A 26,204-nucleotide genomic window follows, 5' to 3' on the forward strand; every position below is an offset into this window, starting at 1 on the left:
GCTAATCGAGAAAAGGCAGCACCACAAGCGCTTCCGGGTCGAGCCCGTGCTGGGCGCATATACCCTGCGCCAGGGAAAAGTAGCGTTCGGCCTCGGCCAGATTGTCGAGGTCGAGATTGAGCGTTGCCAGACCATCATAGCACGGAAACAGCAGTTGGGGCTCGCCCGTTTCGCGGGCTACGTCCAGTGCTTGGTGGAACAAGCCAACCGCCAGTTCCGGACGGCCGTTGCACTGGTGGATCTGCCCAAGCACGATCAACGGCACCGGCAGGTGCTCGCGCTGGTCGAGCGCCCGGTCGATCTCGATGGCCTTCTCCGCGGCAGGCACGCCCTCCGTTGGACAGCGATCGGTGAAAGTACAACAAGCGACCGCCAGATTGGCGAGGAGGCGCGCCTGGAAACCCAAATCACCAATGCGGCGCGCCACTTCAAGACCGCGCCGACAGACCTCTATGGCCTGCGCCGGATTGATGGTCGTGTAAAGCACGCCGAGATTGGTGTAGCCGCGGCAGGCCGCTCCCAGCAGACCGGCGTCTTCGGCCAATTCAATGCTACGCTCAATCTGACGCACCGCTTCAAGGTTTCGCCCAAGGCGAGCCAGCGCGACAGCCTTGGTGTTGAGTGCCTCGGCGGTCACAAGAGTGGCATCACGCCCTACCTCGGAGACATGCTCCGTTGTCAGAGTGCGTACGCCGTCCAGCGCCGCGTCCGCCCATTTTGCCGCGAGAGCGTGATCTCCGCTACGGAACGCCTGTCGGCCACGTTCTTGCCACAGATGCGCCTGCTCGATCGGGGCATCCGCTCCATCGAGGAGCGCTGCGGCTTCAGCGTAGCGGGATTCGGCGCTGTCCCGCTTGCCGACGTCCCAGAGCAGCCGACCGATCTTGCGCAAAACTCGCGCCGAAGCGACACGATCGGCTGCGTCGCGGTATGCCTGCAACACCGTCTCGTAGTGGTGATGCGCGATTTCGCGGCGGCCTGCCGGGCCGCTCAAATCGGCAATGCTTTCTGCAATTGCCAGTTTGAGCGGCGTTTGCCCGATCGCGCCCAACGCGGTCAGTGCTCGCTCGTAGAAACGAAGGGCGTCATCGTTGGCGTATATCATGCGAGCGCGATCGCCCGCCGCCTGCAGGTATTGCGCGCCCTTCTCCCGCTCGGCGCTCTGTGCGAAGTGATGGCCGAGCACGGTCAAATCCTCGAGCCGTTCCGGCTTGTCGCCGCACATTCGCTCCAAGCCGGCACCGACCCGCCCGTGAATGTCGGTCCGGCGTTGCAGGAGCAGATTCTGGTAGATCACGTCCTGCAGCAATGTTTGCGTAAAGCGGTAGCTTTGCGACGAGACCGAGCCCGATCCGGCGACTTCCTCGATGATTTCGGCATCGCAAAGCAGCTCGCAGCCGGCTTCCAGCCGGCCAGGGTCGGCTGTCACGGCTTTCAAAAGTGTGGCATCGAAGCGCGGGCCGATCACCGCGGCCTCCTGGGCCAACCGGCGCACCTCCTGGGGCAGCCGGTCGACGCGAGCAAGCAGCATTGCCTGGATGGTGGCGGGAATGCCGGTTGCGACTTCGCCCCCCACGGTCCGCCATCGCTGGCCCTCGCGCGTCAGTACACCGCGATCGATAAGGCCGCGAACGATCTCCTCTATAAAAAGGGGGTTGCCGCCCGCGCGCTCGAGGATCTGGTCGAGAAGCCCTCCTGCGGACTTTACCCAGCTCTCGCCGAAAAGCGCCGCCAGCAAGCTGCGTCCGTCACCACTGTTGAGCGGTGAAAGCCTGAGCGCTGTGTGACTGACCCGACTTGAATCGAGCTGGCCACTGTCCGGCGCCGGCCGATGCGTGACCAGCACCATCAACCGCGTGCGTTCCAACCTGTCCATCACGAAACGCAGTGCCTCGAGCGAAGCGGCGTCGGCCCAGTGCAGGTCTTCGACGACGATCAACAGCGGCGACAATGCAAGCCGCCGTTCGACGATTGTGCGGACTGCATAGAGAATTTGCCGCCGCAGCTGCTCGGGCTCGACATGCTGCAACGTAGCATCGGGGTCGCCAAGGCCAAGCACATGGTAGAGCAAAGGCATCAGCCGCTGCGCCTCTTCGCCCTGCAGACCGAGATCGGTAAGCAAGGCTGCGAGCTTCCCCCGCATTTCGTCCCCATTGTCGTTTTGCATCATCCCGGCAGCGCTGCGCATCACTGCGCCCAAGGCGCCAAATGATTGTTCGCCCAGCGGTGAGCACGTGGCCTGCCGCACGGCGACATTGCGAAAACGATCCTCGTCGCCGACGCGGGCGACGAACTCCTTCACCAGCCGCGATTTTCCGATACCGGCTTCTCCGACGAGGCGGACAAGTTGCGCCGAGCCGCTGCACGCCTGGTCAAGGCTCGCCAGCATTCTCTGGAGCTCCGCACCACGACCTATCATTGGCGCGCTGAGGCCGAGCGCCTCGAGTCCGCGCGCTGCGCGCGGCGCCGCAAGCGGTGCATCCAGTCGATGGACGAGAACACTGCCGGCCTTGCCGCGAAGCACGACATCACCCAGCGGCTCGTAGGCGAAAGCATGCCGGGTCAGCCTGTGAGTGAGCTCGCCTACCAGCACCTCACCCGGTGCAGCCAGCGATTGCAGGCGTTGCGCCGTATTCACCGTGTCGCCGGTCACCGAATAGGATTTGGCGGTGCCGATGCCCAATCCGCCAGTGACGACCGTACCAGTGTTTATGCCGATGTGGAGCAACAGAGGCGAGCCGGAATAGGAGGAGGTGCTTTGGCCGAGCCGCGCCGTCCGGGCGATCATGTCGAGAGCGGCGCGAAGCGCGCGTTCCGGATCGTCCTCATGCGCGACCGGCGCACCGAACAAAGCGAGCAGCGCATCGCCAATGAATTTGTCGACGAAACCACCGAAGCTTCGCACGGCCGCCGTCAATTCCTTGAACAGTTCGTTCTGCAGCGCTTGCATCACCTCGGGGTCGAGCTGCTCGCTGAGCGTGGTGAAGCCGCAAAGGTCGGCGAACAGGACCGTTACCGTCCTGCGATCGGCATCAGAGACGGGATGCAGCCCTTCTTCGCTTTCGATGTTCGGAAGCAGCGACGGAGTTCGAGAAGGCGGCACAATGGTCCGGCTCGGTGTCGGAGCAGGCCGTTCGACGGCTTTTGCCGGCGCACCGACGCTTGCCCCACATTTCGGACAGAACTCGAAATCAGGTGCGCAGAGGTAGCCGCAACTGGCGCATGGCACGGGCTGGCGCCTGCCACACCTCGGACAGAAGGCGTAACCGCCCTCAACCTCGAAACCGCAGCCCGAGCAGTCCATGGAACAAGACCTCACTTGGGGCCGTGACGGCGTGACCTCGCTACGCCATTTCACGGCCGCAATATTCACAAGGATGAACCGATAACCGTCGACCAGCAAGCGGCAGCGCAAATGGCATCGAGCGATCCGTGCAGGTCCGGTGGCAGAGCGCCGCCGATTCGGGCGGCTGCGTGGCCGTCTTTTGCGAAAGTTCCCTCTTACCCTCCGTCTCCTGCTATCGTGGAGATGAGGTGACGGACCCATGAGCGAAAATCGTAAGCTGGTCGCAATCCTGGCTGCAGATGTGGTCGGATACAGCCGGCTCGCGGGCGCGGACGAAGATCGTACCTTGGCGAGATTGCGGGCGCTGCGCAGCGACCTGACGATCCGACCATCACCGTGCACCACGGGCGGGTGATCAAGCGCACAGGGGATGGGGCGCTGGTTGAGTTTCGCAGCGTGGTCGATGCCGTGCGCTGCGCCGTTGAGGTTCAAAACGGTATGGTCGAGCGCAATGCCGGCGTGCCGCAGGACCGCCGCATCGAGTTCAGGATCGGTATTCATCTGGGGGATGTGGTCGAAGAAAGCGACGGCGACCTGATGGGCGACGGCGTCAACATCGCCTCGCGTTTGGAGGGCGTCGCGGCGCCGGGCGCCATCTGCCTGTCCGAGGATGCCTATCGCCAGGTCAAGGCGAGGCTCGACCTCTCGGTCAGCGATCTCGGCAGCACACAGCTCAAGAACATCGCCGAGCCGATCCGGGTTTATTCGCTGCAAGTCGGCGCCGGGACCAAGGCGGCCGCGACCTCGGAAACCGCGACGGGCCGGCCGGCGACGGCAGCGCCGCCGAAACTGTCGATCGCCGTCCTGCCGTTCGCCAACATGAGCGGTGACGCCGAACAGGATTACTTCGCCGACGGCATCTCTGAAGACATCATCACGGCGCTGTCCAAACTGTCGCAGCTCTTCGTCATCGCACGCAATTCGTCGTTCACCTTCAAGGGCCAGAACGTCCAAGTGCAGGAGGTGGGCAAGAAGCTCGGCGTGCGGCATGTACTTGAGGGCAGCGTACGCAAGTCGGGGAACAGGGTGCGCATCACCGCGCAGCTCATCGATGCGACCTCGGGCGGCCATCTTTGGGCGGAGCGGTTCGATCGCGACCTGACCGACATATTCGCCGTGCAGGACGACGTGACGCAGCAGATCGTCGGTGCGCTGGCGCTCAATCTGACTGAGGGTGACCGTCAGCGGCTGGCGCCCGAGCACCCGCGCAACATCGAGGCGTATGACTGTTTCCTGCGGGGTCGAGAGCTGTGGTACCGGCTGACGAAGGAGACGAACATCGCAGCCCGCGACCTCTTGCAACGTGCCATCGAACAGGATCCGGAGTTTGCCTCTGCCCACGCCTTCCTCGCCCTCACGCACGGGCTCGATTACCTGAACAGGTGGAGTGCGTCGCCGCCGGAATCGATGGCGCAAGCGGAAGAGGTCGCAACGCGAGCGGTAATGCTGGATGACAGCGATCCCTGGGCGCACTGGGCGCTGGCTATCGTCAAGCTGTACACACGACGGCACGATGGGGCCATCAACGAGGCCGAGCGCGCGATAGTCCTCAATCCGAACTTCGCCGAAGGGCACGTCATCCTCGGCGAGGCGCTGTACTATTCGGGCAGGTCCGAGGAGGCCCTCGAGAGCTTCGCCCGGGGGAAGGCCTTGAATCCATACTTTCCGGATGTGCTTCTGCACTTCCAGGCTTTGGCCTCGTTTCAACTAGGAAGGTACGAGGAGGCCGTTGACCTCTTGATGCAACGGCTGGCTCGCAACGCTGTCACCGACGTCTCGCGCGCGCTCCTGGCCGCCAGCTACGGCCATCTGGGCCGTTTCGCCGAGGCCCGCACGGCCTGGCAGGAGGTGCTTCGCGTCAATCCCGACTATTCGCTGGACTACCGTCGCAGAGTCTTGCCCTACAAGAACCCTGCCGATTTCGAACTCGTGGTGGAGGGGCTCCGCAAGGCCGGTATTGTGCAATGACCGGTGAGGCCTTGTCAGGTTAGGCCTTGAACTGCAGCCGATCGCGATGGACCCTCCGCGACCGTTTGTTTTCCGTTCGATTGCCGTTGAGGCCTGAAGCGACGCTCAGGTCGCTTTGATCTCCGCCAGGCCGATCTTGCGCCACCGGGAGTCCTCGCGAACCAGTTTCAAGTTGTCGGTCGTGTCGGCAAATGTCCGGAAACGATATTGCCGGAGCAGTTCCGGGAAGAGCGCCCGTTCCGGCAGGCCGGCAAGCTGCTCGCGGACCGATATCTTTTCATCGATGACCCGCATGCCCCAGGCATTTTCCCGAACCTGCAGCTCCGCAGCCAGATCGCGCTCTTCCGGCGCGTTTTCATCCAGCGCAGCCAACAGGATCGAGTGGAAAAGCGCCACATAGCCAATCTGTCTCAGGCCGCCCACAACCCGCACGCGCGGCAATATGGCGAGGACGAGGAACGTCAGGAACAGGTTCGGCAGCAGCACGCCGTCCAGCAGCGCCTGCTTGAGATGCGGCCGCTCGAACGGGATGGAAAGACCATGCGGCCTGTCGGGCTCGATCAGGTACCCGTTCTCGAGGACGAGCTTGCGCACGCGCTCCTTGCGGATGCCCCAGAAATAGGCCGTGGCATCGGGCAGGAATCTGCCAAACGGGCCCGATGCGGCCTCTTTTAAGGCACGTTCGAGACGCTGGCGCCTTGCGGGCTCAATCAGCAGCCTCGAAAGAAGGCTGCCGTCATATTCCAGATGCCGCGCCATGGCAGCCGCGGCGAGCCGATCATCGATGAAAACCGGCAGAGCCAAGCCGGAACGATCCCAATCGGCGACCAGATCCTCGTTGAGGGCCGTCAGCGCATCGGCGGCGGTTCCAAACACCTTGTCCTGGCTGGCAAGCAGTGTGCCCAGCCAGCGGCTGGCATCCGTCTCGTCGCCCACCGCTTCGAGCGCGCGCTTGTTGAGAGTGACGGGACCGGCCGCGCAGGCGCTTTTGCGGCACAGTTTGTGGCGCCCCATGCCAAACAGGTTGACCTTGTCGTCGCCGACATCGAGCCATCCCGGCCCCTCCCGGCCAATTGTCTCCATGGTCATCGTCGTTCCCATGAAGCCGAAGAAGGCCGACAGCCCGTTTTCGACCGCGCCGAGCCAGGCAAGCAGGAGGGCATCGAAGGTGATCCGGTCCATCAGAAGCAAGCAATGCAGGCCGGCCTGAATCACCGGTCTCTGCTCGAATTCTTCGAGGGCCTTGCCGATCTCTTCGGGCTGCATGATCACACCAAGGCGCCGATGCAGGACTTCGCGCAGGATCGAGCGGGCAGCGATCGCCGGGCCCGATGCGGGCTTTGCCACCGGCCGCCACAGATGGCGGGCGTAATCGGAAACCGGTGCATTCCAGTTCTGCTCGATGTCACGCACGACTTCCGGGCAGAGCAGCGACAGCACAGCCAGAATTTCCACCGGAGGCGTAGGGATAGGGTCAACTGCGGCGGTCATTGGTTTCGTCTAGCCGCTTTGCGGTGCAAACGCCAAGGGAGACCAGACTTGCTGGATGCGGCCGGCCACACGAAGATCGTCAATTCGATCAAGATGGTGTGAGACGAAATTGACCGTATCCAACGGAGTTCTCCAGCAATCACCTGTTCGCGGGTCTCGGCGCGAACTGTTAGACGGCTAAACAGTCAGGGCCAAACAGCGGGACTCAGAACCGCAGCCGGGCCATGCTCAGGAGGTCTTGGTACTGCCCGTCGGTAAAACCGGCCTTCACATGCCGGCCTTCGACCTCGAAGCCGTGGCTTGTGTAGAGACGGATGGCCGGTTTGTTGTCGGCATAGACGGTCAATTCGACCCGCTTCAGGGCGCGCCAGTTGTCGGCCACGTCAAGCAGCGCGCCAAGTATGGCAGAGCCGATACCCTTGCCGACAAAGGCATCGTCAAGGCCGATATTGATCTCGCCGACATGCGAACGGCGCGGCGAACCCTGCACGACCAGCCTGCCATGGCCGACGACCTTGCCGTCCAATTCCGCAACGATCCAGGTGGTCTCCTGGCCGGACTTGGCGATGCGCCGCTCCACCTGCTCCACCATCTCGAAGGGCATCCTGAGCGTGCCCCGGCGGAAGCCCGGCATGTTGAAGATAGCGCAAAGCGCCTCCGCGTCGCTTGGCCGGACTGACCGGAGCTGCGGCCGGATTTTCTCGGAGGATGGCGAGGTCGTGCTGGTCATGGCGTTCCGGCGAAGACAATCGGCCCGGCACGATGCACCGGACGGCACCTGAAAATCCAGCCGTCTCTGCAACCTATGATGCCGATTGCGAGCTAAAATACCGGGAGGCGGCGTAGAGTTTAAAGACGCCGCTGACGCCGATCCACCCGAAAAGGGCGAGCCACGACAATGTCCCCATCGCCCTCCAGTCGATCCGGTGCACCGCAGCGTCGGTGAGGGCGAGGCCAAGGATGGCAAGCAGGCCAACCAGAAACTGCGCCAGGCCGAGCACCAGCAGTTCCTCGCGCGGCGCGCTTCTCCAGACGAGATATGTACCGCCGGCACCGGCGAGGAAAATGGCGCTGTAGACCTGAGCGTGGAAGCTATCGACCGGCCATGGCCAGAAGCCGCCGAATGTCAGGGGAAACAGCAGCAGGCCGACGCCATAGAGCCCAAGGATCGCCGATTCCACGGCCATGTAGCCGCGCCATGCGGGATTTAAGGCCGCGCCTTTTGCAGAAGGACGGGCCCTGGTCCGCCACAGGAACAGCCCGGATACAGCGACCGAGCCCAGATAGACCAAAAACCAGAGCCAGGGCGCTTTGCGCTCGAAGTTGAAATAGCCGAGATTGGCGAACGAGGCCCCCGACACGATGACGGTGAAGATGAAGGCCATAACGAGCACGAGCCTGCCGGGCGACCAGCGATTCCAGAGCAGCAGCGCCGCCATCACCACCATTTCGGCCGTGTAGAAGCCCCCGAGGAAGCGGGCATTGAACGGCGTGACGGCCCAGGGCCAGCGCGGCTTGACCAGCACAGGCGCGAAAAACAGGCCGGCGCCTACGATCAGGACGATGATGACAACCGCCGAGAAAAGCCGCAGGGCCGCGGGAAATGGCGGGTTGTCGGATGTCGGCATGGGAGAAGCCCCAAAGATGAATGCCCTAGGGACCATCATAGTGCCGCTTGCGGCCGGTGAAAATCCGCCGAACGGAAATTGAACTGTCACCAGGCTTATCCATTCGAATGGCCGTACGGCCCGTTTCGAAGTAAGATGGAACGCCCGGACCGAGGACCGGCCGGTCAACACGGCTCGGGGCGCATTTTCCGGAGCCTGCACGATGAACGAAGCTCAGGATCTGTTCTCGCTTCTGCGGCAATCGACCGACGTCGATCCACAGGCAATCGACGCGATCAAGCGAACCGTTACGGAGGGCAAGGAACGCGAACTTTGCCGCATCAACGCGCCGGCCTTCGCCAGCAAGCATGGCCTCGACGAGGAACGCACCATAAGCGCCTTTCTCCATGCGGCGCGGGTGGGCATCTTCGACATTTCCTGGAATGTTCTATGCCCCGGCTGTGGCGGCGTGCTCGACACCAACGCCACGCTGAAAACCCTGCAGAAGGACGAATACACCTGCGCGCTGTGCTCCGAGGGCTATTCGCCAACCCTCGACGAGATGGTCGAGGTGACGTTCACCGTCAGTCCCCGCGTGCGCAGGATTGCCGCCCACAATCCACACGAACTGCCGTTGGTGGAATATTTCCGCCAGATCTACTGGGGGTCCGGCGTCGATCTGCCGGAAGAGGATTTCGCGAAAACGATGGAAGCGTTCTCGCTGGAGGATATCGAGCTTGCGCCCGGTGAAAGGGCGGTTCTGCCCATACAGCTTCCGTCCGAATTCATCATCGTCTTCGAGCCGGTCACCCATTCGGTGCAGTTCATCGACGTCAAGGGCGAACCAACAAGGGAGCGCCGAAGCCTCTCTTTGGTCTTCGACCGCGAGCATGTCCAGAGCCAGACGCTGGAGATGCTACCCGGCCCGTTGCGCATTTCGCTGGAAAACAGGACCGACACCCGCGTGCTGCCGACGGTCTTCATCGCCGGCCGGGAATTGCATGATCTCCTGGGCAAACGCCGGCCCTTCCTGACCGCCAAGCGCCTGCTCACCAACCAGACGTTCCGCGATCTCTATCGCACGGATACGCTCGACATCAACCAGCGCCTGAAAATCACCAGCCTCACCTTCCTGTTCACCGACCTGCGCGGATCGACCGAGCTTTACGAGCGGGTGGGCGATCTTTCAGCCTTCGATCTCGTGCGCGAGCATTTCCAGGTTCTGCACGAGATCGTCGCGGCGGAGGCAGGCGCGGTGGTGAAGACGATCGGTGATGCGGTGATGGCGACCTTCCCGACGCCTGATCGTGCGATTGCTGCGGCCCTCAGGATGCGCGATGCTATGCGAGCGCTTAACGACAAGAGCGGTCGCGAGGATCTGCTGCTCAAGATCGGAGTCCATGCCGGCCCCTGCATCGCCGTGTCCATGAATGAGCGACAGGACTATTTCGGCCAGACGGTCAACATTGCCTCGCGGGTCCAGAACCTTGCCAACGCACAGGCGATCTTCGCCACTCGTGCGGTGGTCGACGACAATCTTACCGCCGATCTGTTGCACAGGAACGCGCTGACGCCCGTGCCCCACGAAGTCTCGCTGCGCGGCATTGAGCGGGAGATAGCGATATATACGATCCCCTGAAGACTTCGGTCGTCTCGGGCCCTCACACGCGCCTGCAGACAAAATAACGATCGGCAGGCACCGAGGGCGGCGGCGGGAGGCGTTGCAACCGCGGGTGATCGAGCGGCGTGCCGCTGACCGCGATGCCGCCGACGCGAAGCAGACGCGCGGTCAGATCGGGAAGCCAGGTAGCGGTCACTGCATCGCGATCTTCATAGCCGGTGCCGATGTCGGCGTGAACAAGAGCGGCGTCGATGCCGATGAACCTGATCGCCGTCTCGCGTATTTCGCCGAGCACGAGGTTTTCAGGCTCGGGAATTGAGCTGGCGTGTGCGGCAAGCGCGCGGTCGAACGCCACGATCCGGCGTCCGGGCAGGCGCTCGCGCAGATGGTGGAACGTCCGTCCATTGCCGAGGCCGAACTCGATCACCGGCCCCTCCATCTTCGCCACTTCCGCGCAGACTTGATCGAGAATGTCGCGCTGTGCCGTCATCCTGCGGATGAAACTATCGAGGCGACTCATATGCGATCGTATGTCCTGAACCGGTCCACGAAATCGGCAATGCCCCCGACCAGAGCGTTTGGCGGCTGAAACCCGAGGGCGGCGTGATAAACCCCGATCGGACCTTGCCGCGTATAGAGGCCAACAATGAACATTGCAACAATCGGACAGGCCGCCGACAAGGACCTTACCGGCACCCCGCGCGGTGGAATAGCGATCTCATTTGTAGGGGTCTGCGGCGTCCCGCAAGCCGTCGCCGAGGAAGTTGAACGCCAGGATGACGAGAATGACGGGGAGTATCGGCAAAAGCAGCCATGGATAGAACGCGATCACGCTGACGCTGCGGGCCTCGGTGAGCAGGATACCCCAACTGGTGATCGGCGCCCTCAGGCCGAGCCCGAGGAAGCTCAGCGCCGTCTCGCCCAGGATCATGCCGGGTATGGAGATCGTCGCCGCCGCGATCAGATGCGACATGAAGCCGGGAATGAGGTGCCGCCGGATAATGCGGCCGCTGCTGGCACCCATCAATTGCGCGGCCAGAACGTAATCCTCCTCCCGCAAGGCTAGAAGCTTTGAACGCACGGCCCGCGCCAGTCCGGTCCAGTCGAGCAGCCCGAGAATGACGGTGATGCCGAAATAGATCAGAATCGGACTCCAGGTTATCGGCATGATCGCCGCCAGAGTCATCCATAACGGAATGCTGGGGATCGATTGCAGAACTTCGATTATCCGTTGAACGACCAGGTCGAAGATGCCGCCGTGATAACCGGCCAGTCCTCCGATGACTATGCCGAGCAGGAAGCTGAAACTGATGCCGACGAGGCCGATTGTCAGTGAAATCCGTGCGCCATAGATGATGCGCGAGAGCACATCGCGCCCCAGCCTGTCAGTGCCGGCCAGAAAGAGCTGGCCGTTTTCGGCAGGGCAGACAAAATGCCTGTCACCTTCGATCAGGCCCCAGAACCGGTAACTGTCGCCCTTGCAAAAGAAACGGATCCGCTGAACATCGTCCTGTTTGTCGACGTAGTTCCGCTTGAGCGTGTCCATATCCAGCGTCATCTGGCGGCCATAGACGAAGGGCCCGACGAACTGGCCGTTGTGGAACAGGTGCACCCGTTGCGGCGGCGCATAGATGTAGTCCATGTTGCGCGTGTGCAGATTGTAGGGCGCCAGCCACTCGCAGATCAGTATCCCGAAATAAAGCGCTGCCAGGAATATGCCGGATATAAGGGCAAGCCGGTGCCGCCGGAATTTCCACCACATCAGCCGCAACTGCGACGCCTGAAAGACCTTCGACTGCTCCGGCGTCATCGCCTCGACCGACTGCAGGTCGAAGGGCGCGATGGAAACGTAGTGTTGCAGCGGGGCACCCGGAGCGGGCAGCGGCGATTGGGTGTTCATTTGGTGCTGCCGCCCTGCAATCGAATTCGCGGATCAAGCAGCGCCAGCGCCAGGTCGGAAATCAGGACGCCGATGACCGTCAGGAAGGCGAGGAACATCAGGAACGACCCTGCCAGATACATGTCCTGGCTTTGCAGCGCCTTGATCAGCATCGGTCCGGTCGTTTCCAAAGACAGCACGATCGCCGTGATTTCGGCGCCGGAGATGATGGCCGGCAGGATAGAGCCTATATCCGAAATGAAGAAATTGAGCGCCATGCGCAGCGGATATTTGACCAGCGCCTTGAAGGGATGAAGGCCCTTGGCGCGAGCCGTCACGACATATTGCTTGTGAAGCTCGTCGAGCAGATTGGCGCGCAGCCTCCGGATCATGCTCGCCGTGCCGCCGGTGCCGATGATCAAGACCGGGATCCAGAGATGGGCGAGGATCGACTTCGCCTTGGCCCAGCTCATCGGCTCGCCGAGATATTGCTGGTCCATGAGATGGCCGATGGACGTGCCGAACCACATGTTGGCGAAATACATCAGGATCAGCGCCAGCATGAAGTTCGGAATGGCAAGCCCGAGAAGGCCGAAGAAAGTCAGGCCGTAGTCGCCCCAGCTGTATTGATGCGTGGCGGAGTACATGCCGATCGGAAAGGCGATGAGCCAAGTGAAGACGATCGTGACGAAGGAAACCATCACGGTCAGCCACATTCGGTCCCCGATGACGTCGCGAACCGGCAACTCATATTCGAAGGAATAGCCGAAATCGCCGTGCAGCATCCCGCCGACCCAGTAGAAGTAGCGAATGACCGGCGGCTTGTCGAAGCCATATTCCTTCCGCATCATCTCGATGCGATCGGAATCCACCGCTTCGCCCTGAGCCCGAAGCTCGGCGACATAGCTGTCGAAGTAGTCGCCTGGGGGAAGTTCGATGATCGTGAACACCAGCGCCGATATGATCAGCAGCGTTGGAACCATCACAGCGATGCGCCAGACAATATATCGAAGCACGCTCAGGACTCTCCAAGCCAGAATGTATCCGGCATGTAGACACCGAAATAGGCGGTCGGGTCGTAGCCGTAGAGCGCCTTGTCAGGCAGATTGCGCAGCCGCGAGGATGCCAGGACCGGCTGATACGTTCCGTTTACCGTGCCGATCGAAAACACCTGATCGGTGTAGATCGACAGCATTGAATTCCAGATTTCGGCGCGCTCGGTGGCTTCGGTCGATGCGTTCCAGCGCTTGAGTAAAGCCATCAACTCGACCACAGGCGGAAGATCGGGCGCCTCACCGACCGTGCCATGAGACAAGTAGTGAGCGCCCCAGAGCGGCCATTGCAGCTGGTCGTCGATGGTGGGGGCCAGTTGGTACGGGTTCATGTCGGCGGTCGGCACGCCATTGTCGATGCCCGACCACATCGACATCATGATCTGGCCGCCAAGCGCGCGGCTGCGGAAGATGTCGCGCTGCGAAGTCCGGATGAACAGGGCGATGCCGATCTGGCGCCAGTGATCGGTGATGAGTTCGAGCGCGTCGGTTTCCAGCGTGCTTTCGCCGGCCGTCTCCACTACGATCTGCGCCGGGCGCCCGTCGGAAAGTATCCGCAGGCCGTCATCGTCACGCGTCTTAAGCCCGACCTCGTCGAGCAGGGCATTGGCCTGGTCCGGATCATGGGCGACCCAGGCTTTCGCGAATTCCGGCCGGTAGAGCGGGCTCTCCGGCAGGACCGTATCGGCACTTTCCTGCGCCAATCCGTAGAACACGGCCAGATTGATCTCGCGCCTGTCCACAGCGAGCGAAAGCGCGCGGCGCACGCGCACGTCGCGAAGAAGGCCACGCCACACCTTGTCGGCACAATTCAGATTGGGCAGCAGCGCCAGCCGCGAGCCCTGTGTGCGCTTCCAGAGATGCATCTTCACCGGGTAGCGCTTCTCCGCATCCTTCAGGAAGGCGTAATCGCCGAAGTCAATTCCCATGCCTTGCAGGTCGCTCTCGCCCGCACCGGTCTTGGCGGAAATGATCGCCGACGAGCTGACATTCATGACGATCCGGTCAACATAGGGAAGTTGCCGGCCATTCTCGTCTATTCGATGAAAGAACGGGTTCCGCTCGAAGACGAACTGCTCAGCCGGCGGCTTGGTCCGGTTCCGCCAGGGATCGAGCGTCGGCAGATCCGGGTTCTCCGGGCGATACTGCCGCGACATGCGGATATGCAGGAGCGTCCATTTCTGGACCCGGTTCTCCTTCATCAGGCCGGCGAGCCGGAATGGATCCTGGTATTTTTTGTGGAACTGCTTGAGATAGGCGGCCGGCAGAACGAGCGATAGCGGCGAAGCGGCAGCGAGCTTGGGCAGAAAGTCGGGATTGGGCGCATCCCAACTATAACGGACCGTCAAAGGATCGACGATCTCGAAGCGCGGCGGCTTGCCGTCCGCCAGCAGGACCGGGGCGAGCCCGCCTTGCGAAAGCTCATCGTTCAGCCAGACATCTTCCCAGCAATAGCGAAAATCCTCTGGCGTCAGCAGGCTGCCGTCAGACCATTTGTGTCCTTCCCGTATCTTGAAAGTGAAGACGCGATCATCCGCTACGTCGAAACTTTCGAGAATGTCGGGCTGCATGTTGAGTTTTTCGTCATAGCCGACCAGGCGAGCATACCCGTAGATCGTCATCATCCGGATATCTTTCTGGCTGCCGATGATCGTGCGCAGCGTACCGCCATACTGGCCGGGCTGCCGGCCCATCGCAGCGAGATTCAACGCGCGCGGGCTCTTGGGCAGGCGTTCGGCGAGTGCCGGCAGCGCCCTGGCCTTCAGTTGCGGCTGAAGAAATTCCGGCTCCAGATCGCCGGCGCGCAACGTGCCCGGCAGAAATGCCGAAGCCATGAAGCCAAGGACTGTGCGCCGGCTGATCAATGGCGTAGCTCGCTGACATCGGCCGAACGTCGGGCCAGCACGAGGTGGCCGCCGCCAAGATCGAGCGGCGACAGCATGTCCTCGTCGCCCTCGTCGCGGAATTGCGGCCCCCACGCGCTGGTGTCGGAAGCGCCGCTGAGCTTCAGCGTCTTGAAATCCATCGGCCTGTCGAGGTCGGGGAAAGGCACCGCGGCGACCAGCGAGCGCGTGTAGGGGTGGACGGGTTTCCTGAGCAGAACTTCGCGCGGCGCAAGCTCGACGATACGCCCGCCGCACATCACCGCGATGCGGTCTGCCATGTAGTCCACCACCGCCAGGTTGTGGGATATGAACAGATAGGTCAGGCCCAGTTCCTTCTGCAGGTCCTTCAGAAGGTTCAGGATCTGCGCCTGGACAGAGACATCGAGCGCCGAAACCGGCTCGTCGCAGATCAGCAGTTCAGGTCCCAGCGCCAACGCGCGCGCGATGCCGATACGCTGACGCTGCCCGCCGGAGAAACTGTGCGGATAGCGCTTGATGAAGCGCGGATCGAGCCCGATTGCCTGCATCAGGCTCTTGACCGTGGCGAGACGGGACGCGGCATTGCCACGTTGATGGATTTCCAGCGGCTCGCTCAAGATGTTCTCGACCGTCATGCGAGGTGAAAGAGATGAAACCGGATCCTGGAAGACCATCTGGATTTTCGCGCGCAGCATGCGCAGGGCGTCGCCGTCGCCTTGCAAGACGTCGATCGCTCCATCGCGCCCGTTGAAGATCACAGAGCCGCCGTTGGGGGTGACAGCCCGCATGAGGATCTTGCTGACGGTGGTTTTGCCGGAGCCGCTTTCGCCGACCAGCCCCAGGCACTCACCCCGCCTGATATCGAAGCTCACGCCGTCCACGGCGCGAACAGTGGTTTGATGATCCCCGCCGAACCATCCGGACTTGTGGATGGTGAAGACCTTTTTCAGATCTCTGACCGACAGCAGGATGTCGTCCGGTCCCTTCCATGCCGGCGCCGTCTGCTTGCCGAGCAGGTTCCCGACATTCACCGGCACCTCACGGAGCGCCTTTAGCCTTTCGCCAGGCTTCAGGTCGAAATGCGGAACGGCCGCCATCAGGCCCTTCAGGTAAGGGTGGCCCGGCCGGCGGAAAATCGCCTCGACAGGTCCCGCTTCCATGATCTCGCCATGGTAGATGACCACCACCTCGTCGGCGACATTGGCGACCACGCCGAGATCGTGCGTGATCAGCAGCATCGCCATGTTCAGCTTGGTCTGAAGCCCGCGCAGCAATTGCAGGATTTGCGCCTGGATGGTTACGTCCAACGCCGTCGTCGGCTCATCGGCGATCAACAGGGCCGGCCGGCAGATAAGCGCCATGGCGATCATGGCGCGCTGACGCAATCCTCCCGAAAGTTCAAAGGGGTACATGTGATAGGCGCGCTTGGGATTGGGAAAGCCGACAAGGCCGAGCATTTCCTCGGTCTGCGCCTTGCACTCCGCCCGAGCCATAGGCGAATGAATCTGCAGGGATTCGCTAACCTGGTTGCCGATCGTGTGCAGCGGCGATAGCGATGTCATCGGCTCCTGAAAGATCTTGCCGATGCGGCTGCCTCTCAACGCCCGGATTTCGGGTCCATCACGCGGCATCTGCAGGATATCCTGCGTCGTGCCGGGCTTTTCAGGATCGGAAAACAGGATACGGCCGCGAACATGGGCCGAGCTTGGCAAAATGCCCATCACCGCCTGGCTGAGGACCGATTTTCCGGAACCTGACTCGCCCACAAGCGCGGTAACCTTGCCGGGCAGGACGCGAAGATTTGCGCGCCTGACGGCATGCAACGGTCCCCCGATTATGGCAAAGGAGATGCCAACATCCTCGATCCGCAGCAGATCAACACCCGAATTCATTCCACACCAGCCCCACTCTGGCAGGTCCAGAAAGCGAGACTAGCGCATTGCCAGCCCAGAGCAACTTGGATTCGCAACGGCCGTCGGCGGCGTAACCGGCGGCTACCGAGGCGTTCGGATCTGATCGTGGCGGTTACTGGAGCTTCCTCGGGTCGCCCGCCGACAGCCGCGAGGCATCGCGGTGAAGCAGCATGACCTGCTCGGCATCCGACATTCGGTCGTAAATCGGCTCCAGCGCACCGTCTTCATCGAGTGCGAGAGCGCCCGATAGATCGGGTGAAAGCACCGTCAGCTTCTGCTTGATGCCAGGCAGTTCCTCGTTGCCGAGCGTCAGCCAGCTGCTGTCGCCGCAATAGCTGGCGAAGTCTTTGCTGGCGAGAACGCTGTGCGGATATTTCTTGGTCAGGATCTGGAGGCGCTGAACCTCGTTTACAGCCGAGCCGAAGACAGAGAATGTGAGCCGGTCGGTAAGCCCGACATTGCCGAACATCACATTGCCGACATGCAGACCGATACCAAATTTTATGTCGGACAACCCCTCTTCCTTTCTGCGCAGGTTGAGATCCACCATGCGCGCCGCGGCTTTGTGCGCTGCCGCAAGAGCAGCCTGGCAGGCGGTCTCGGACTGCGAGCGATGCCTTTCGCAAGGGTAGACGGCAATGAAGCCATCCCCGATGAAACTCATGATCTGCCCGCCTTTGCGATTGAAAGGTGCAGCAACGGCGTCGAAAAACTGGTTCAGCGTATCGATATAGATTTCGCGGCCCGAGGTTTCGGCAAGCCTTGACGACCCGCGCATGTCGCCCATGACCAGCGCGGCCCGGATCGTATCGCCCTCGCCGCGCTTGATCTGACCGTCAAGCACGCGCCTGCCGGCGTCGCCGCCGAGATAAGTGGTCATCATGTTGTCGGCGAGCTTGGTGAGCACCGCCATCTTGGTTGCGATGGCGAGATGGCTCTGGATGCGCAGCAGCGCCGAAATCATGCTGTCGCTGAAGCCCGCGGCACTGTCGGTGGACCAGGACCCCATCATGCCCTGACTGGTGTTGCCGCTGAAGGGAAGGACAAAAGCCATGTAATCGGTGATGCCGATAAGCCGGAGGTCATCGAAAACAGGAAACTCCGACGGCACCGATGGGTCGAGCCGGCGTCGCAGATGCTCGAGCTTGTTGCTGAGCAGATGGTAGTATGGGCTGGTCAGGAATCTTTCAGACGGCAAGCCGGCCTTATGGCGGAAGCCTTCCACTTCCATGCCCTTGCCGCGAAGCCAGGTAAAGCCAAGCGCATCATAAAGCGGATGAAGCATCGAAAAGCTCAGATGCACCCGCTTCAGCGGCAGGCCGGCAGCAGCCAGCCGTTCGCAAAAGCCTTTTACCAATGTTTCCAGGTCGTTGCCCGCCAGAGCCGATTGGTTCAGCCAATCGGCAACCTTATCCATGAGAATGGTGGAAATTTCTGCTTGCGCCGTGCTCATACGATCTCCAAACCCGTCGAAGACGAGCCATTATCCTTTGATCCGCCATAACACAGTCCGCCAACGACCCAAAGATAGGACCCTAGTCAACGAGGCCGGCTTGGGCGGCAAAAGCCGGCGAAGAATTTCTCGAATGACTATCCTTGCCGGCAAGGATAGGCGCAACTGCATCTATTTCCTGGGGTATTATGTGTCGAGGCTGCCGGCGGATTGCAACCATGATCCTGACATCGAAAAAAACGACGGGATCAGACCCATTCCTCGAAGAGTCGCGGAAAATCGAATTTCCGCAAGCCGTCGTCAGTCCGGCATCTTCGCCTTCAGGCTTGCGGCAGCCATTGCATAACCGCCGGCGGCGCCGTCGATGAAATGAACGTGATCGCGCTGCAGCGGCGAAGCGACGAGGCATGTCATCAAGGCCGATTTCTGGCGGTGCAGGCCATAGTTGCAGATGCCCGCCTCTTCCGCCTGTTTCAGCCGGTTCTCGATCCGTTGCAGCACATCCGCGTCAACATCGATGGTCATCTTCAAGCCGTCGTCGAACTTCCGGAAATCCGAATTGCTCGCCACGTCGCGCTTGTAGACCTTCGGATCGAAACTGCCGATCGTCCAGCCAAATCTATCGGTGACAGCCGTAAGCGTCATCAGGAACACTACCCACAGCTTCGCCAGCCACCGCCGCCCTGCCGGTGCCACGGCCCGCGCCTCGATATCGAGACCGGCGGGCAGTAGACTGTAGTCCGGCCCGTTCACCGGCACCGGGTGGCCGTCGCGTTCCTGCCTGCCGGCAAGGGCGATGATGTCGGAAGCCAGAAACTGAAAACCGCGCAAGTCGCGCGATACCCCCGGTATGGCGATGATCGAGACGATTTCGCCATGCCGGGCTTCGATCGGGTTCCAGCGGCAGGAGAGGCCTGTCAAATCCGGCCGCGCGCCGGCCGGCGCAGGATCGATGCGGTAGCGCCCCGCTTTCATCTCGGCTTCCGCCCAACTGCCGCCACCGCCGGCGAACATGGCATAGAAGACCGCTTCGGAGGCCCGGAACCTCGCCACCCGAACGTCGAGGCCCTGCGCTCTTATATCCTTTATCGGCACGATTGCGGCGCGCAAGGTCAGGTCCAGTTCGTCCGCCACCCATCTCTGCACAGCCGCCAGCGCGTTGCGGGTGACCTCCAGCGCCGAGCCCGGAAACGCCACGAGCGCGCCGTCGCCGCCGAAGACAAAGGGGAGATCTTGCCGACCCAGCGCATTGAGCAGCGCCGAAATGACGCTGGCGCCGGCCATATTGACGGTTTTATAGCGCCCGGCCCCGATCGCCTTGGTCGAGCCGACGATGTCGGCGGTGGCCAGCGCCCAGCCATCCGGGATGGGACGATAGTTATCGATATCGGCAACGCTTTCGAACTTTGCGAAGACCGGCAAAGAAGCGACAAACGGGTCGGGCGCGGCAGCTGTTTCCATGAGCATCAGATAGCACATTCCACTGCTTGAAGGTGATGTCGATCATGCTTCGAAATTGACTTGCACAGGCTTTCCGATGATAGGGTCTGGCGATGCGAATTGCCTTCTACGCGCCGCTGAAGTCGCCCAACGATCCCGTTGCCTCCGGCGACCGCCAGATGGCACGGATGCTGGTCAAGGCGCTGGAGCATGGAGGGCATAGCGTCGAACTGGCATCCGAATTGCGCTTCTATCTACGCGAACCGGAAGCGAAAAGTTTCGATGCGCTCAAGATCGCGGCCCGAGAGGAAGCCGCGCGGTTGACCAAGCTTTGGGATCGTGACGGCAAGCCCGATCTCTGGTTCTGCTATCATCCCTATTACAAGGCGCCCGATCTGATCGGGCCCGAGCTGGCGTCGGCCTTTGCTGTCCCCTATGTGACCGCGGAAGCCTCCTATTCGAGGCGGCGCAACGCCGGCTTGTGGGCCGATACGCAAGCGTTGGTGGTGCGAGCCGTCGAACAGGCAGCGCTGAACATCTGCTTCACGCAAAGGGATCGTCAGGGACTGACAGAGGCGCTTCCCGGCGCCGCTTTCGGTATGCTTTCGCCCTTCATCGACACCTCGCCGTTCCGGGAAACGCCGGCACGGGGTTGTCCGACGCGCCTCGTTACCGTCGCCATGATGCGCCCGGGCGACAAAGCCGAAAGCTATCGCATGCTGGCGCAAGCGCTCCGTCCGATCGGCCATCTGCCCTGGACCATGTCGGTTGTCGGGGACGGGCCTGCCCGCGACGAGGTCAAAGCGCAATTCGCCGGCTTGCCCGCCGACCGTATCGAATGGCTTGGCGCGATCGAGCCGGCCGCCGTGCCGGATGTCCTCTACAGTGGGGGAATTTACGTCTGGCCGGGTTGCGGCGAGGCCTATGGCGTTGCCTATCTTGAAGCGCAGGCCGCCGGCCTTCCGGTGGTGGCTCAGGATATCGCCGGCGTGCCGGAGGTCGTGCGGCATGGCCAGACCGGGCTTCTCACCCCGCCGGGCGATGTGGCTGCGTTCGCTTCCGCCATTGAAAGGCTTCTGGCCGGTAGCGACGAAAGAACCGTCATGGCCGCGGAAGCCAGACGTTTCATCCTCGAGGAACGTTCCCTCGGTGCCGCAGTGGCGCGTCTGGCCGGACTTCTTGCGAAGATCCCGGTTTCATGACATCCGATCAGATCTGGCAGCCCCTGGTGGAAGAACTGGCGTGCCGGCAACGGGCAGGCCGTAAGGTGGAGTTCTGGCTGCGCGACGATGACGCCGTGGATCCGACACCTGCGCTTGATCGGCTGCTCGCCCTCACCGCTGAATTCGCGGTTCCGGTCACTCTGGCCGTCATTCCGGCGCTGACTGATGAGAAGCTTGTCGTCCGGCTTGACGAGGCGCCGCATGCCACGGTCGCCACCCATGGCTGGGCGCACCGAAATCATGCGCCCGAGGACCAGAAAAAGCAGGAGCTCGGCGCGCATCGGCCGCGCGAGGCGGTGCTCGACGATCTGGCTCGCGGGCTGTCGCACGTGACCGGCCTGCACGGCGCACGTGCCGTTCCGATGCTGGTGCCGCCCTGGAACAGGATCGACGCCGGCTTGGTATCCGACCTTGGATCGATAGGCTTTGCGGCATTGTCGGTCTATGGGCCGCCGAAGCCGGCTTCACTGGCGGTCGTCAACAGCAATGTCGACATCATGGATTGGCATGGCACGCACGGCTGCCGCGATCATGACCTGTTGGTTCAGGCTATCATCGCGCAATTGCGGCACGACGGCGGCGAGCCGGTCGGCCTGCTCACCCACCATCTCGTACATGATGAATCGGCCTGGCTTTTCCTCGAACGGCTGTTCACAGTCACCGCACGGACTGAAGCCTGCGCATGGCTTCCGATCAGGACATTGATCGGGCGCAGCGCCGGTAGAGCAATTCCAGGAAAAGTGTGAGCGGTCGGGCTCGTCGGCTTCGCCGTAGCCTTCCGTCCGGAATTGCATCAAAACAAGGAAGTAGGGGCAAATAGCTCAGCGCTTTTTGTGCAATGAGACTGGAAATTTGAGCGTCTGGCCATCCCGCGCGGCGAAAGCGCCGGCAAACCTGTCTTTGGCCAGTTTCTCGATCTCGTCCAATTCCTCGTCGGTGCGAGTCGGATCGTGGTGAAACAGCGCAAGCCCCCGCGCACCGGCCGCCTCACAGAGCTTGACGCCCTGTTGCCATGTCGAGTGCCCGTTGCCGCGGCGGGGTTCCATTTCCTCCTCGGTGTAGGTGCAATCGTAAATGACGAGGTCGGCATCTTCGATCAGGCCGAGCACCGCCAGATCGAGCTTGTCCGGCTCGTGTTCGGTGTCTGTGATCACCGCCACGACGCGGCCGCCCCATTCGACCCGGTAGCCTATGCAGCCGCCCGGGTGGGTAAGACTGCCGGTTCGGATCACCACCCCTTCGCGCGGCCGAAGCACGTCTCCGGATACGAAATCGCGGCAGTCGAGGCTAGCCTTGCAAACGTCCATTGTCACCGGAAACCACGGCGGGCGAATGAACTCATCGACCATCTGCCGGGTCGTCATGCGTCCTGCGAGATGCCCGGACCAAAGCGTAACCTTGACGCTCCGGTCATAGATCGGCGCAAAAGCCGGCAGGCCGATGATGTGATCATAATGGCAATGGGTGAAAAGCAGGTCGACATCGTTCACGCCCGACGCCCGAAGCGCCCAGCCGGCAGGCCGTATGCCGGAGCCCGCGTCGAACAGAAGCGTATGCTTGCCGCATCGCATCTCAATGCAGATCGTGTTGCCGCCATAGCGAGAGAATTCTGGCCCCGATACCGAAATGCTGCCGCGCACGCCCCAAAATCTGACCAGGAAAACGTCGTCGTCCATGCTAGCCCTTCGCAGTCCCCGTCGCCTATCGTAGCCAAACAACTGCTGCTAGGCGAGACAGGTTTCTCCGGGAGATATTCTAAGCAAGAGGCCAGTGCCGTCACAACGGCGAGGATTGAGCGCACGTCATTCGTTATCTGGCGATTCGTGCGTCGATCAGATCCGCGGTCGTATGGCTCAGGCGATCGGCAAGAACCCGCAATATCTCGATCGTCATTTCCGGGAACTCCTTCATAAGCCTCAGAAAATGATCCTTGCGGATTCTCAACGCTTCCAGCGGACTTGCCGCTCTGACGGTGGCGGTGCGGGAGCTGTTGCACAATATGGCGATCTCGCCAACAATCGAATTTGGCAGCAATTCGGCAACTTTTATCGGTCCGCTGTCGGAATCGACCAGAATATCCGCCGTGCCTGAAAGGATGACATAGGCCGCGTCTCCCTCGTCGCCTTGCCGGAAAAGGATCTGGCCGGCGCTGTAGCTCACGCGATCGGATGTGAACGCAAGCAGCTTGAGCTTTGCCGGCTCGATGCCAGAGAACAGGGGAACGCGTTGCAGCATTCCAACTTCATCCTTGAGCAGCATTGTCGCAAACCTCAAAATTCGCGTTTGCCAGACTAGACTACGACACCAGTTCCTTGAAGATACCGCTCCCTGCCAAAAGTGTCTCGTGTGTTCCGTCTTCCACCAATTGACCCGAATCGAAGACGACAACGCGATCGAACATCAGCCCCATTGCCGGATTCGTCACGACCCACACAATTGCCGGCGAATGGCCGTCGCGTCTGGCTTCCTCGAGTACGTTTCGAAGCACCTTATCCTGCATGCGCTGGTCGAGCGCCGACAGCGGGCGGTTGAGAATGAGAAAATCGGGACGCTTGAGCAGGGCCCTGGCAACATCGAGCTTCTGTCGCTGTCCGCCCGTCAGCCGTCTGCCGCCAGCGCCGACGTTGAAGTCCAGGCCGACATCCAGAAGTTCGGCATAAAGCCCCAATTCGTCAACAATGTCATAGACAATGGACCGAATGCGATCCGGCGCGTCGGGATGGTTGTTGCCCACACGCCCGAACAGGACATTATCCATCACGGTGGCTGCGGCAATGTATTTGGCAGGATCATACCGTTCGATCGCATTTTGCAGCTCGGGCGGCAGATTTTCATAGAACCGGTTGCGTGCAGCGACGATCTTGCTCATCAGCTCGTCGCTGAGCAGGCCAAAGCGGTGCCGGGGCTCAATATAGGCAAAGCTCAGGGTGACGATCATGGCCCGGTCGTTCTCCGAAACCGCCTCGTACGGACGGTTCTTGAGCCGTTGCAGCAAGGTTTCGTAGGCGGGTATCTCCTCGGCGCTCATGAAGGTGAGCTGCTGGAAGAACTGGTGATCGGGCGGCAGGTCGGCAAACAGCTCGATCGCCTGTTGGGCGATCTCCATGCCCATTTCGTAGAGCGTGCGGTCGAGGCCGGCCTGCCTCAGCACGGAAGCAAAATACGGATTGGCCGCGAGAGCCCTGTCGGCCAGCTCGGGGCCGGCGGCGGCGCCGAAGAGCAGGTTTTGGCCGATCGTTGCTTCCTTGTTGTAGGCGCCAGGTTCGAAAGGAACCACCAGTTCGCTCAGCCCTTCGCGTTCCAGCCGGGTTCGCAGCGCAGCACGCAGTTCGACGATCCGTCTGGCAAGCTCCGTGTGACGCGTGAGGTCGGCCGAAGAGCGCAAGCCAAGATCCAGAATGTCGCGTGACAGAACAACCGCGTCGAGCACCCGACGTACGGCTTCAAAGAGGTCGTGCGGGCCGGTAGCGCCGGCGGAAGCATAGTTGATCCAGTCGCTGTGGATATCAAGCTCGGGATTGCCCGAGCGGCGCGCCTCGTCGATGTTCCAGCGCTGCTGCTCTGCCGCGGCACCGTCATAAGGCACCGATGTCAAGGGCGCGTGCTTCAATCCGTAGAGCAGGTTGTCGCGCAGGCTTGCCTGGAACAGGAAAACATCCGACGAGGCATAGGACATGCGCCGGCCGGTCACGGCTTCCGAGAGTTCAAGCAGGTCGTCGGCGCCGGAAGCGACCCTTCCGCTGGCCGGCCAGTTCAGCCGCGCGAAGGCTTCCGCAAGCGCCTCCGCTCCGCCTGTTGCGGTACTGACCAGCGCAACCGTCTCACCGGGCTTGACCTGGAGGGAGATACGGTCGAGGAGCATTGCACCGCCATCGTCTGCCATGGATAGACTGATCGCCGACAGCGGGTGGGTCATCGGATCGGGATCGTCGATCGTCAATGCCCCGATTCTCGGCGCGATGAGACCCTCGACGGTGAACTGCTCAACGACCTGCTGATACTTGACCTGGACATCCTGCCGATCCTGATCCCAGTCGATCAGTTCCTTCATCGGTCCGGGCAGGTCCTTGTAGGCGCCGATCACGGCCACGAGCTGGCCGACGTCCAGCCGCCCCTGGATGACCAGGTATCCGCCGATCATGTAGAATAGAAAGGGCGTGAGCTGCGCGAGAAAATTGTTGAGGAACTTCACCATGAATTTCCATTGGTAAAGATCGAAGCGGATCTTGAAGATGAGCCCGAGCCGTGCAGCTATGTCGGCGCGCTCGTAGTTTGACGTATCGTGGACGTGAACCGCGCCGATGCCGTCGACGATTTCGCCAACCCGGCCCGAAAGCGCGCGCGCCGTCAACTGCCGTTTGCGCCCGAGCACGATGAGCCGCCGCCGCATTCGCGGGATGAGCACGATCTGGATCGCCACGATCACAACCGCTATCATTCCGAGCCAGAAGTTCTGGACCATGATGAACAGCATGGCCGTCAGCGCCTGGCCGCCGAGCAGCACCGGCTGCAGGAAGGCGTCGCCGATGAAGCCGCCAAGCGGCTCCACCTCGTCCTTCACCATGGTCGCCACTTCGGCGGATTTCACCCGCTTGAAATAAATCGGCGGAAACCGCAGCACACGATCGACCAGGTCGAAGCGGATACGCCGCAGCATGCGTTCGCCGAGACGGCCCTTGTAGGTGTTGATGTATAATTTGAACAGCCCGTTTATGATGACGAGCAAGAGGAACACAACGCTGAGGGCAAACAGCGTCGCCGTGCGGTCGAGCTGAAAACCGGAGAAGAACTGCACCTCTCCAATGAACGGCAGGTTATAGTGGAGCCTCATGAATGACTGGGTCGCGCCCGGCTGCTCGAAGCCCTTACCTTGGATCGGGCCGTTGACGATCAGCTTCGGCAGGTCGAAGGACATGAAATACGGGATCATCGAAAGCAGGACGATCGTCAATATCCAGAGCTGCTGCTTCCTGGTGTGCGTCCAGATATAGCGGGCTAGGCTGGGTTCCATGCGACTATTTCAGTTGGGAGGGAGCAGGTTGTGAAAGCGCCTGCTGGCGAATGCCGTATCGGCAATTTCTTCGTCGCCAACAACAAGTTCGAAGCTACGGTGCAAAGAGATCGCCCTGCGTTCGACGATGGAAGGAAGCTGCGGGGCGGGGCGATCCAGTTCCGGCGCATGGTCGAGGATGGGCATTGTCGACCATGCGAAAGAAGCAGCTGGCCAAACGGTTCGCGGCTTCGCGGACAGATGCAAGCGGCTCTCACCGGCACCGGGCAATGGCGAAGCGGCTTGCAGCATAATTATGTCCGCGAATCAAACAGCCTTGCGGGAGGCAAGATTGC

At 61.6% G+C, this 26,204-nt stretch carries 18 protein-coding genes and 1 pseudogene; 4 read left to right on the top strand and 15 right to left on the bottom strand.

What is annotated here, in order from left to right:
* Window position 1 precedes the first annotated feature (1 nt).
* Entirely contained in the window at window positions 2-3,304 is a 3,303-nt protein-coding gene (locus tag ABID26_RS12805; RefSeq protein WP_292372128.1) for an ATP-binding protein, read from the bottom strand.
* A 241-nt stretch (window positions 3,305-3,545) separates the two neighbouring features.
* On the opposite strand from ABID26_RS12805, the pseudogene ABID26_RS12810 reads away from it, so the two are divergent.
* Window positions 3,546-5,314, top strand: a pseudogene (locus ABID26_RS12810) (adenylate/guanylate cyclase domain-containing protein).
* 105 nt (window positions 5,315-5,419) lie between these two features.
* Here ABID26_RS12810 and ABID26_RS12815 read toward each other — a convergent pair.
* The 3 genes from ABID26_RS12815 to ABID26_RS12825 all read right to left on the bottom strand — a co-directional run bounded on the left by ABID26_RS12815 (window position 5,420) and on the right by ABID26_RS12825 (window position 8,601).
* Entirely contained in the window at window positions 5,420-6,805 is a 1,386-nt protein-coding gene (locus ABID26_RS12815; RefSeq protein WP_292372130.1) for a hypothetical protein, read from the bottom strand.
* Between the two features lie 205 nt (window positions 6,806-7,010).
* Window positions 7,011-7,535: a GNAT family N-acetyltransferase gene (locus tag ABID26_RS12820; RefSeq protein ID WP_292372132.1), complete on the bottom strand. Its 525-nt coding sequence runs from the start codon at window positions 7,533-7,535 to the stop codon at window positions 7,011-7,013.
* Between the two features lie 73 nt (window positions 7,536-7,608).
* Entirely contained in the window at window positions 7,609-8,601 is a 993-nt protein-coding gene (locus ABID26_RS12825) for a hypothetical protein (RefSeq protein ID WP_354415662.1), read from the bottom strand.
* A gap of 34 nt (window positions 8,602-8,635) precedes the next feature.
* Between ABID26_RS12825 and ABID26_RS12830 the strand changes: the two genes are divergently transcribed.
* A complete protein-coding gene (locus tag ABID26_RS12830) occupies window positions 8,636-10,051 on the top strand; it encodes an adenylate/guanylate cyclase domain-containing protein (RefSeq protein WP_292372136.1) in 1,416 nt (471 codons plus the stop codon).
* Window positions 10,052-10,073: 22 nt separating this feature from the next.
* Here the strand turns inward: ABID26_RS12830 and ABID26_RS12835 are convergent, their stop codons facing one another.
* The 7 genes from ABID26_RS12835 to ABID26_RS12865 all read right to left on the bottom strand — a co-directional run bounded on the left by ABID26_RS12835 (window position 10,074) and on the right by ABID26_RS12865 (window position 19,674).
* Window positions 10,074-10,553: a class I SAM-dependent methyltransferase gene (locus ABID26_RS12835; RefSeq protein WP_126102043.1), complete on the bottom strand. Its 480-nt coding sequence runs from the start codon at window positions 10,551-10,553 to the stop codon at window positions 10,074-10,076.
* Window positions 10,554-10,751: 198 nt separating this feature from the next.
* Window positions 10,752-11,933 (bottom strand): ABC transporter permease, encoded by a 1,182-nt coding sequence (locus ABID26_RS12840; RefSeq protein WP_126102044.1) that lies wholly within the window; start codon window positions 11,931-11,933, stop codon window positions 10,752-10,754.
* Window positions 11,930-12,928 (bottom strand): ABC transporter permease, encoded by a 999-nt coding sequence (locus ABID26_RS12845; protein ID WP_292300796.1) that lies wholly within the window; start codon window positions 12,926-12,928, stop codon window positions 11,930-11,932. The genes ABID26_RS12840 and ABID26_RS12845 overlap by 4 nt, the downstream gene beginning before the upstream one ends.
* A 2-nt stretch (window positions 12,929-12,930) precedes the next feature.
* A complete protein-coding gene (locus ABID26_RS12850; RefSeq protein WP_292372139.1) occupies window positions 12,931-14,829 on the bottom strand; it encodes an ABC transporter substrate-binding protein in 1,899 nt (632 codons plus the stop codon).
* Window positions 14,826-16,721, bottom strand: a complete 1,896-nt coding sequence (locus ABID26_RS12855) for an ABC transporter ATP-binding protein (protein ID WP_292372141.1) — start codon at window positions 16,719-16,721, stop codon at window positions 14,826-14,828. Before ABID26_RS12855 ends, ABID26_RS12850 begins: the two co-directional genes overlap by 4 nt.
* 133 nt (window positions 16,722-16,854) lie before the next feature.
* A complete protein-coding gene (locus ABID26_RS12860; RefSeq protein ID WP_292372143.1) occupies window positions 16,855-18,195 on the bottom strand; it encodes an adenylate/guanylate cyclase domain-containing protein in 1,341 nt (446 codons plus the stop codon).
* A 300-nt stretch (window positions 18,196-18,495) separates the two neighbouring features.
* The gene (locus ABID26_RS12865) at window positions 18,496-19,674 is read right to left on the bottom strand and encodes a DUF3095 domain-containing protein (protein ID WP_292372145.1); all 1,179 of its coding nucleotides are present in this window, start codon (window positions 19,672-19,674) and stop codon (window positions 18,496-18,498) included.
* A 74-nt stretch (window positions 19,675-19,748) separates the two neighbouring features.
* Here ABID26_RS12865 and ABID26_RS12870 point away from each other — a divergent pair, with 74 nt between their 5' ends.
* Window positions 19,749-20,837: a glycosyltransferase family 4 protein gene (locus ABID26_RS12870; RefSeq protein ID WP_292372147.1), complete on the top strand. Its 1,089-nt coding sequence runs from the start codon at window positions 19,749-19,751 to the stop codon at window positions 20,835-20,837.
* Window positions 20,834-21,604 carry a polysaccharide deacetylase family protein gene (locus ABID26_RS12875; RefSeq protein ID WP_292372149.1) on the top strand — a complete coding sequence of 257 codons (771 nt, stop codon included), beginning with the start codon at window positions 20,834-20,836 and terminating at the stop codon, window positions 21,602-21,604. Before ABID26_RS12870 ends, ABID26_RS12875 begins: the two co-directional genes overlap by 4 nt.
* A 75-nt stretch (window positions 21,605-21,679) precedes the next feature.
* Here ABID26_RS12875 and ABID26_RS12880 read toward each other — a convergent pair whose 3' ends face one another.
* The 4 genes from ABID26_RS12880 to ABID26_RS12895 all read right to left on the bottom strand — a co-directional run bounded on the left by ABID26_RS12880 (window position 21,680) and on the right by ABID26_RS12895 (window position 26,055).
* Entirely contained in the window at window positions 21,680-22,534 is an 855-nt protein-coding gene (locus ABID26_RS12880; protein ID WP_126102052.1) for an MBL fold metallo-hydrolase, read from the bottom strand.
* Between the two features lie 133 nt (window positions 22,535-22,667).
* Window positions 22,668-23,117, bottom strand: coding sequence for a cyclic nucleotide-binding domain-containing protein (locus ABID26_RS12885; RefSeq protein ID WP_126102053.1), 450 nt, complete (start codon window positions 23,115-23,117; stop codon window positions 22,668-22,670).
* A gap of 37 nt (window positions 23,118-23,154) precedes the next feature.
* Window positions 23,155-25,869 carry an ABC transporter transmembrane domain-containing protein gene (locus ABID26_RS12890; protein WP_292372151.1) on the bottom strand — a complete coding sequence of 905 codons (2,715 nt, stop codon included), beginning with the start codon at window positions 25,867-25,869 and terminating at the stop codon, window positions 23,155-23,157.
* Window positions 25,870-25,878: 9 nt separating this feature from the next.
* Window positions 25,879-26,055: a hypothetical protein gene (locus ABID26_RS12895; protein ID WP_354415670.1), complete on the bottom strand. Its 177-nt coding sequence runs from the start codon at window positions 26,053-26,055 to the stop codon at window positions 25,879-25,881.
* Between the last annotated feature and the right edge of the window lie 149 nt (window positions 26,056-26,204).

It is taken from the genome of Mesorhizobium shonense, assembly GCF_040545255.1.
Lineage (GTDB): Bacteria > Pseudomonadota > Alphaproteobacteria > Rhizobiales > Rhizobiaceae > Mesorhizobium > Mesorhizobium shonense.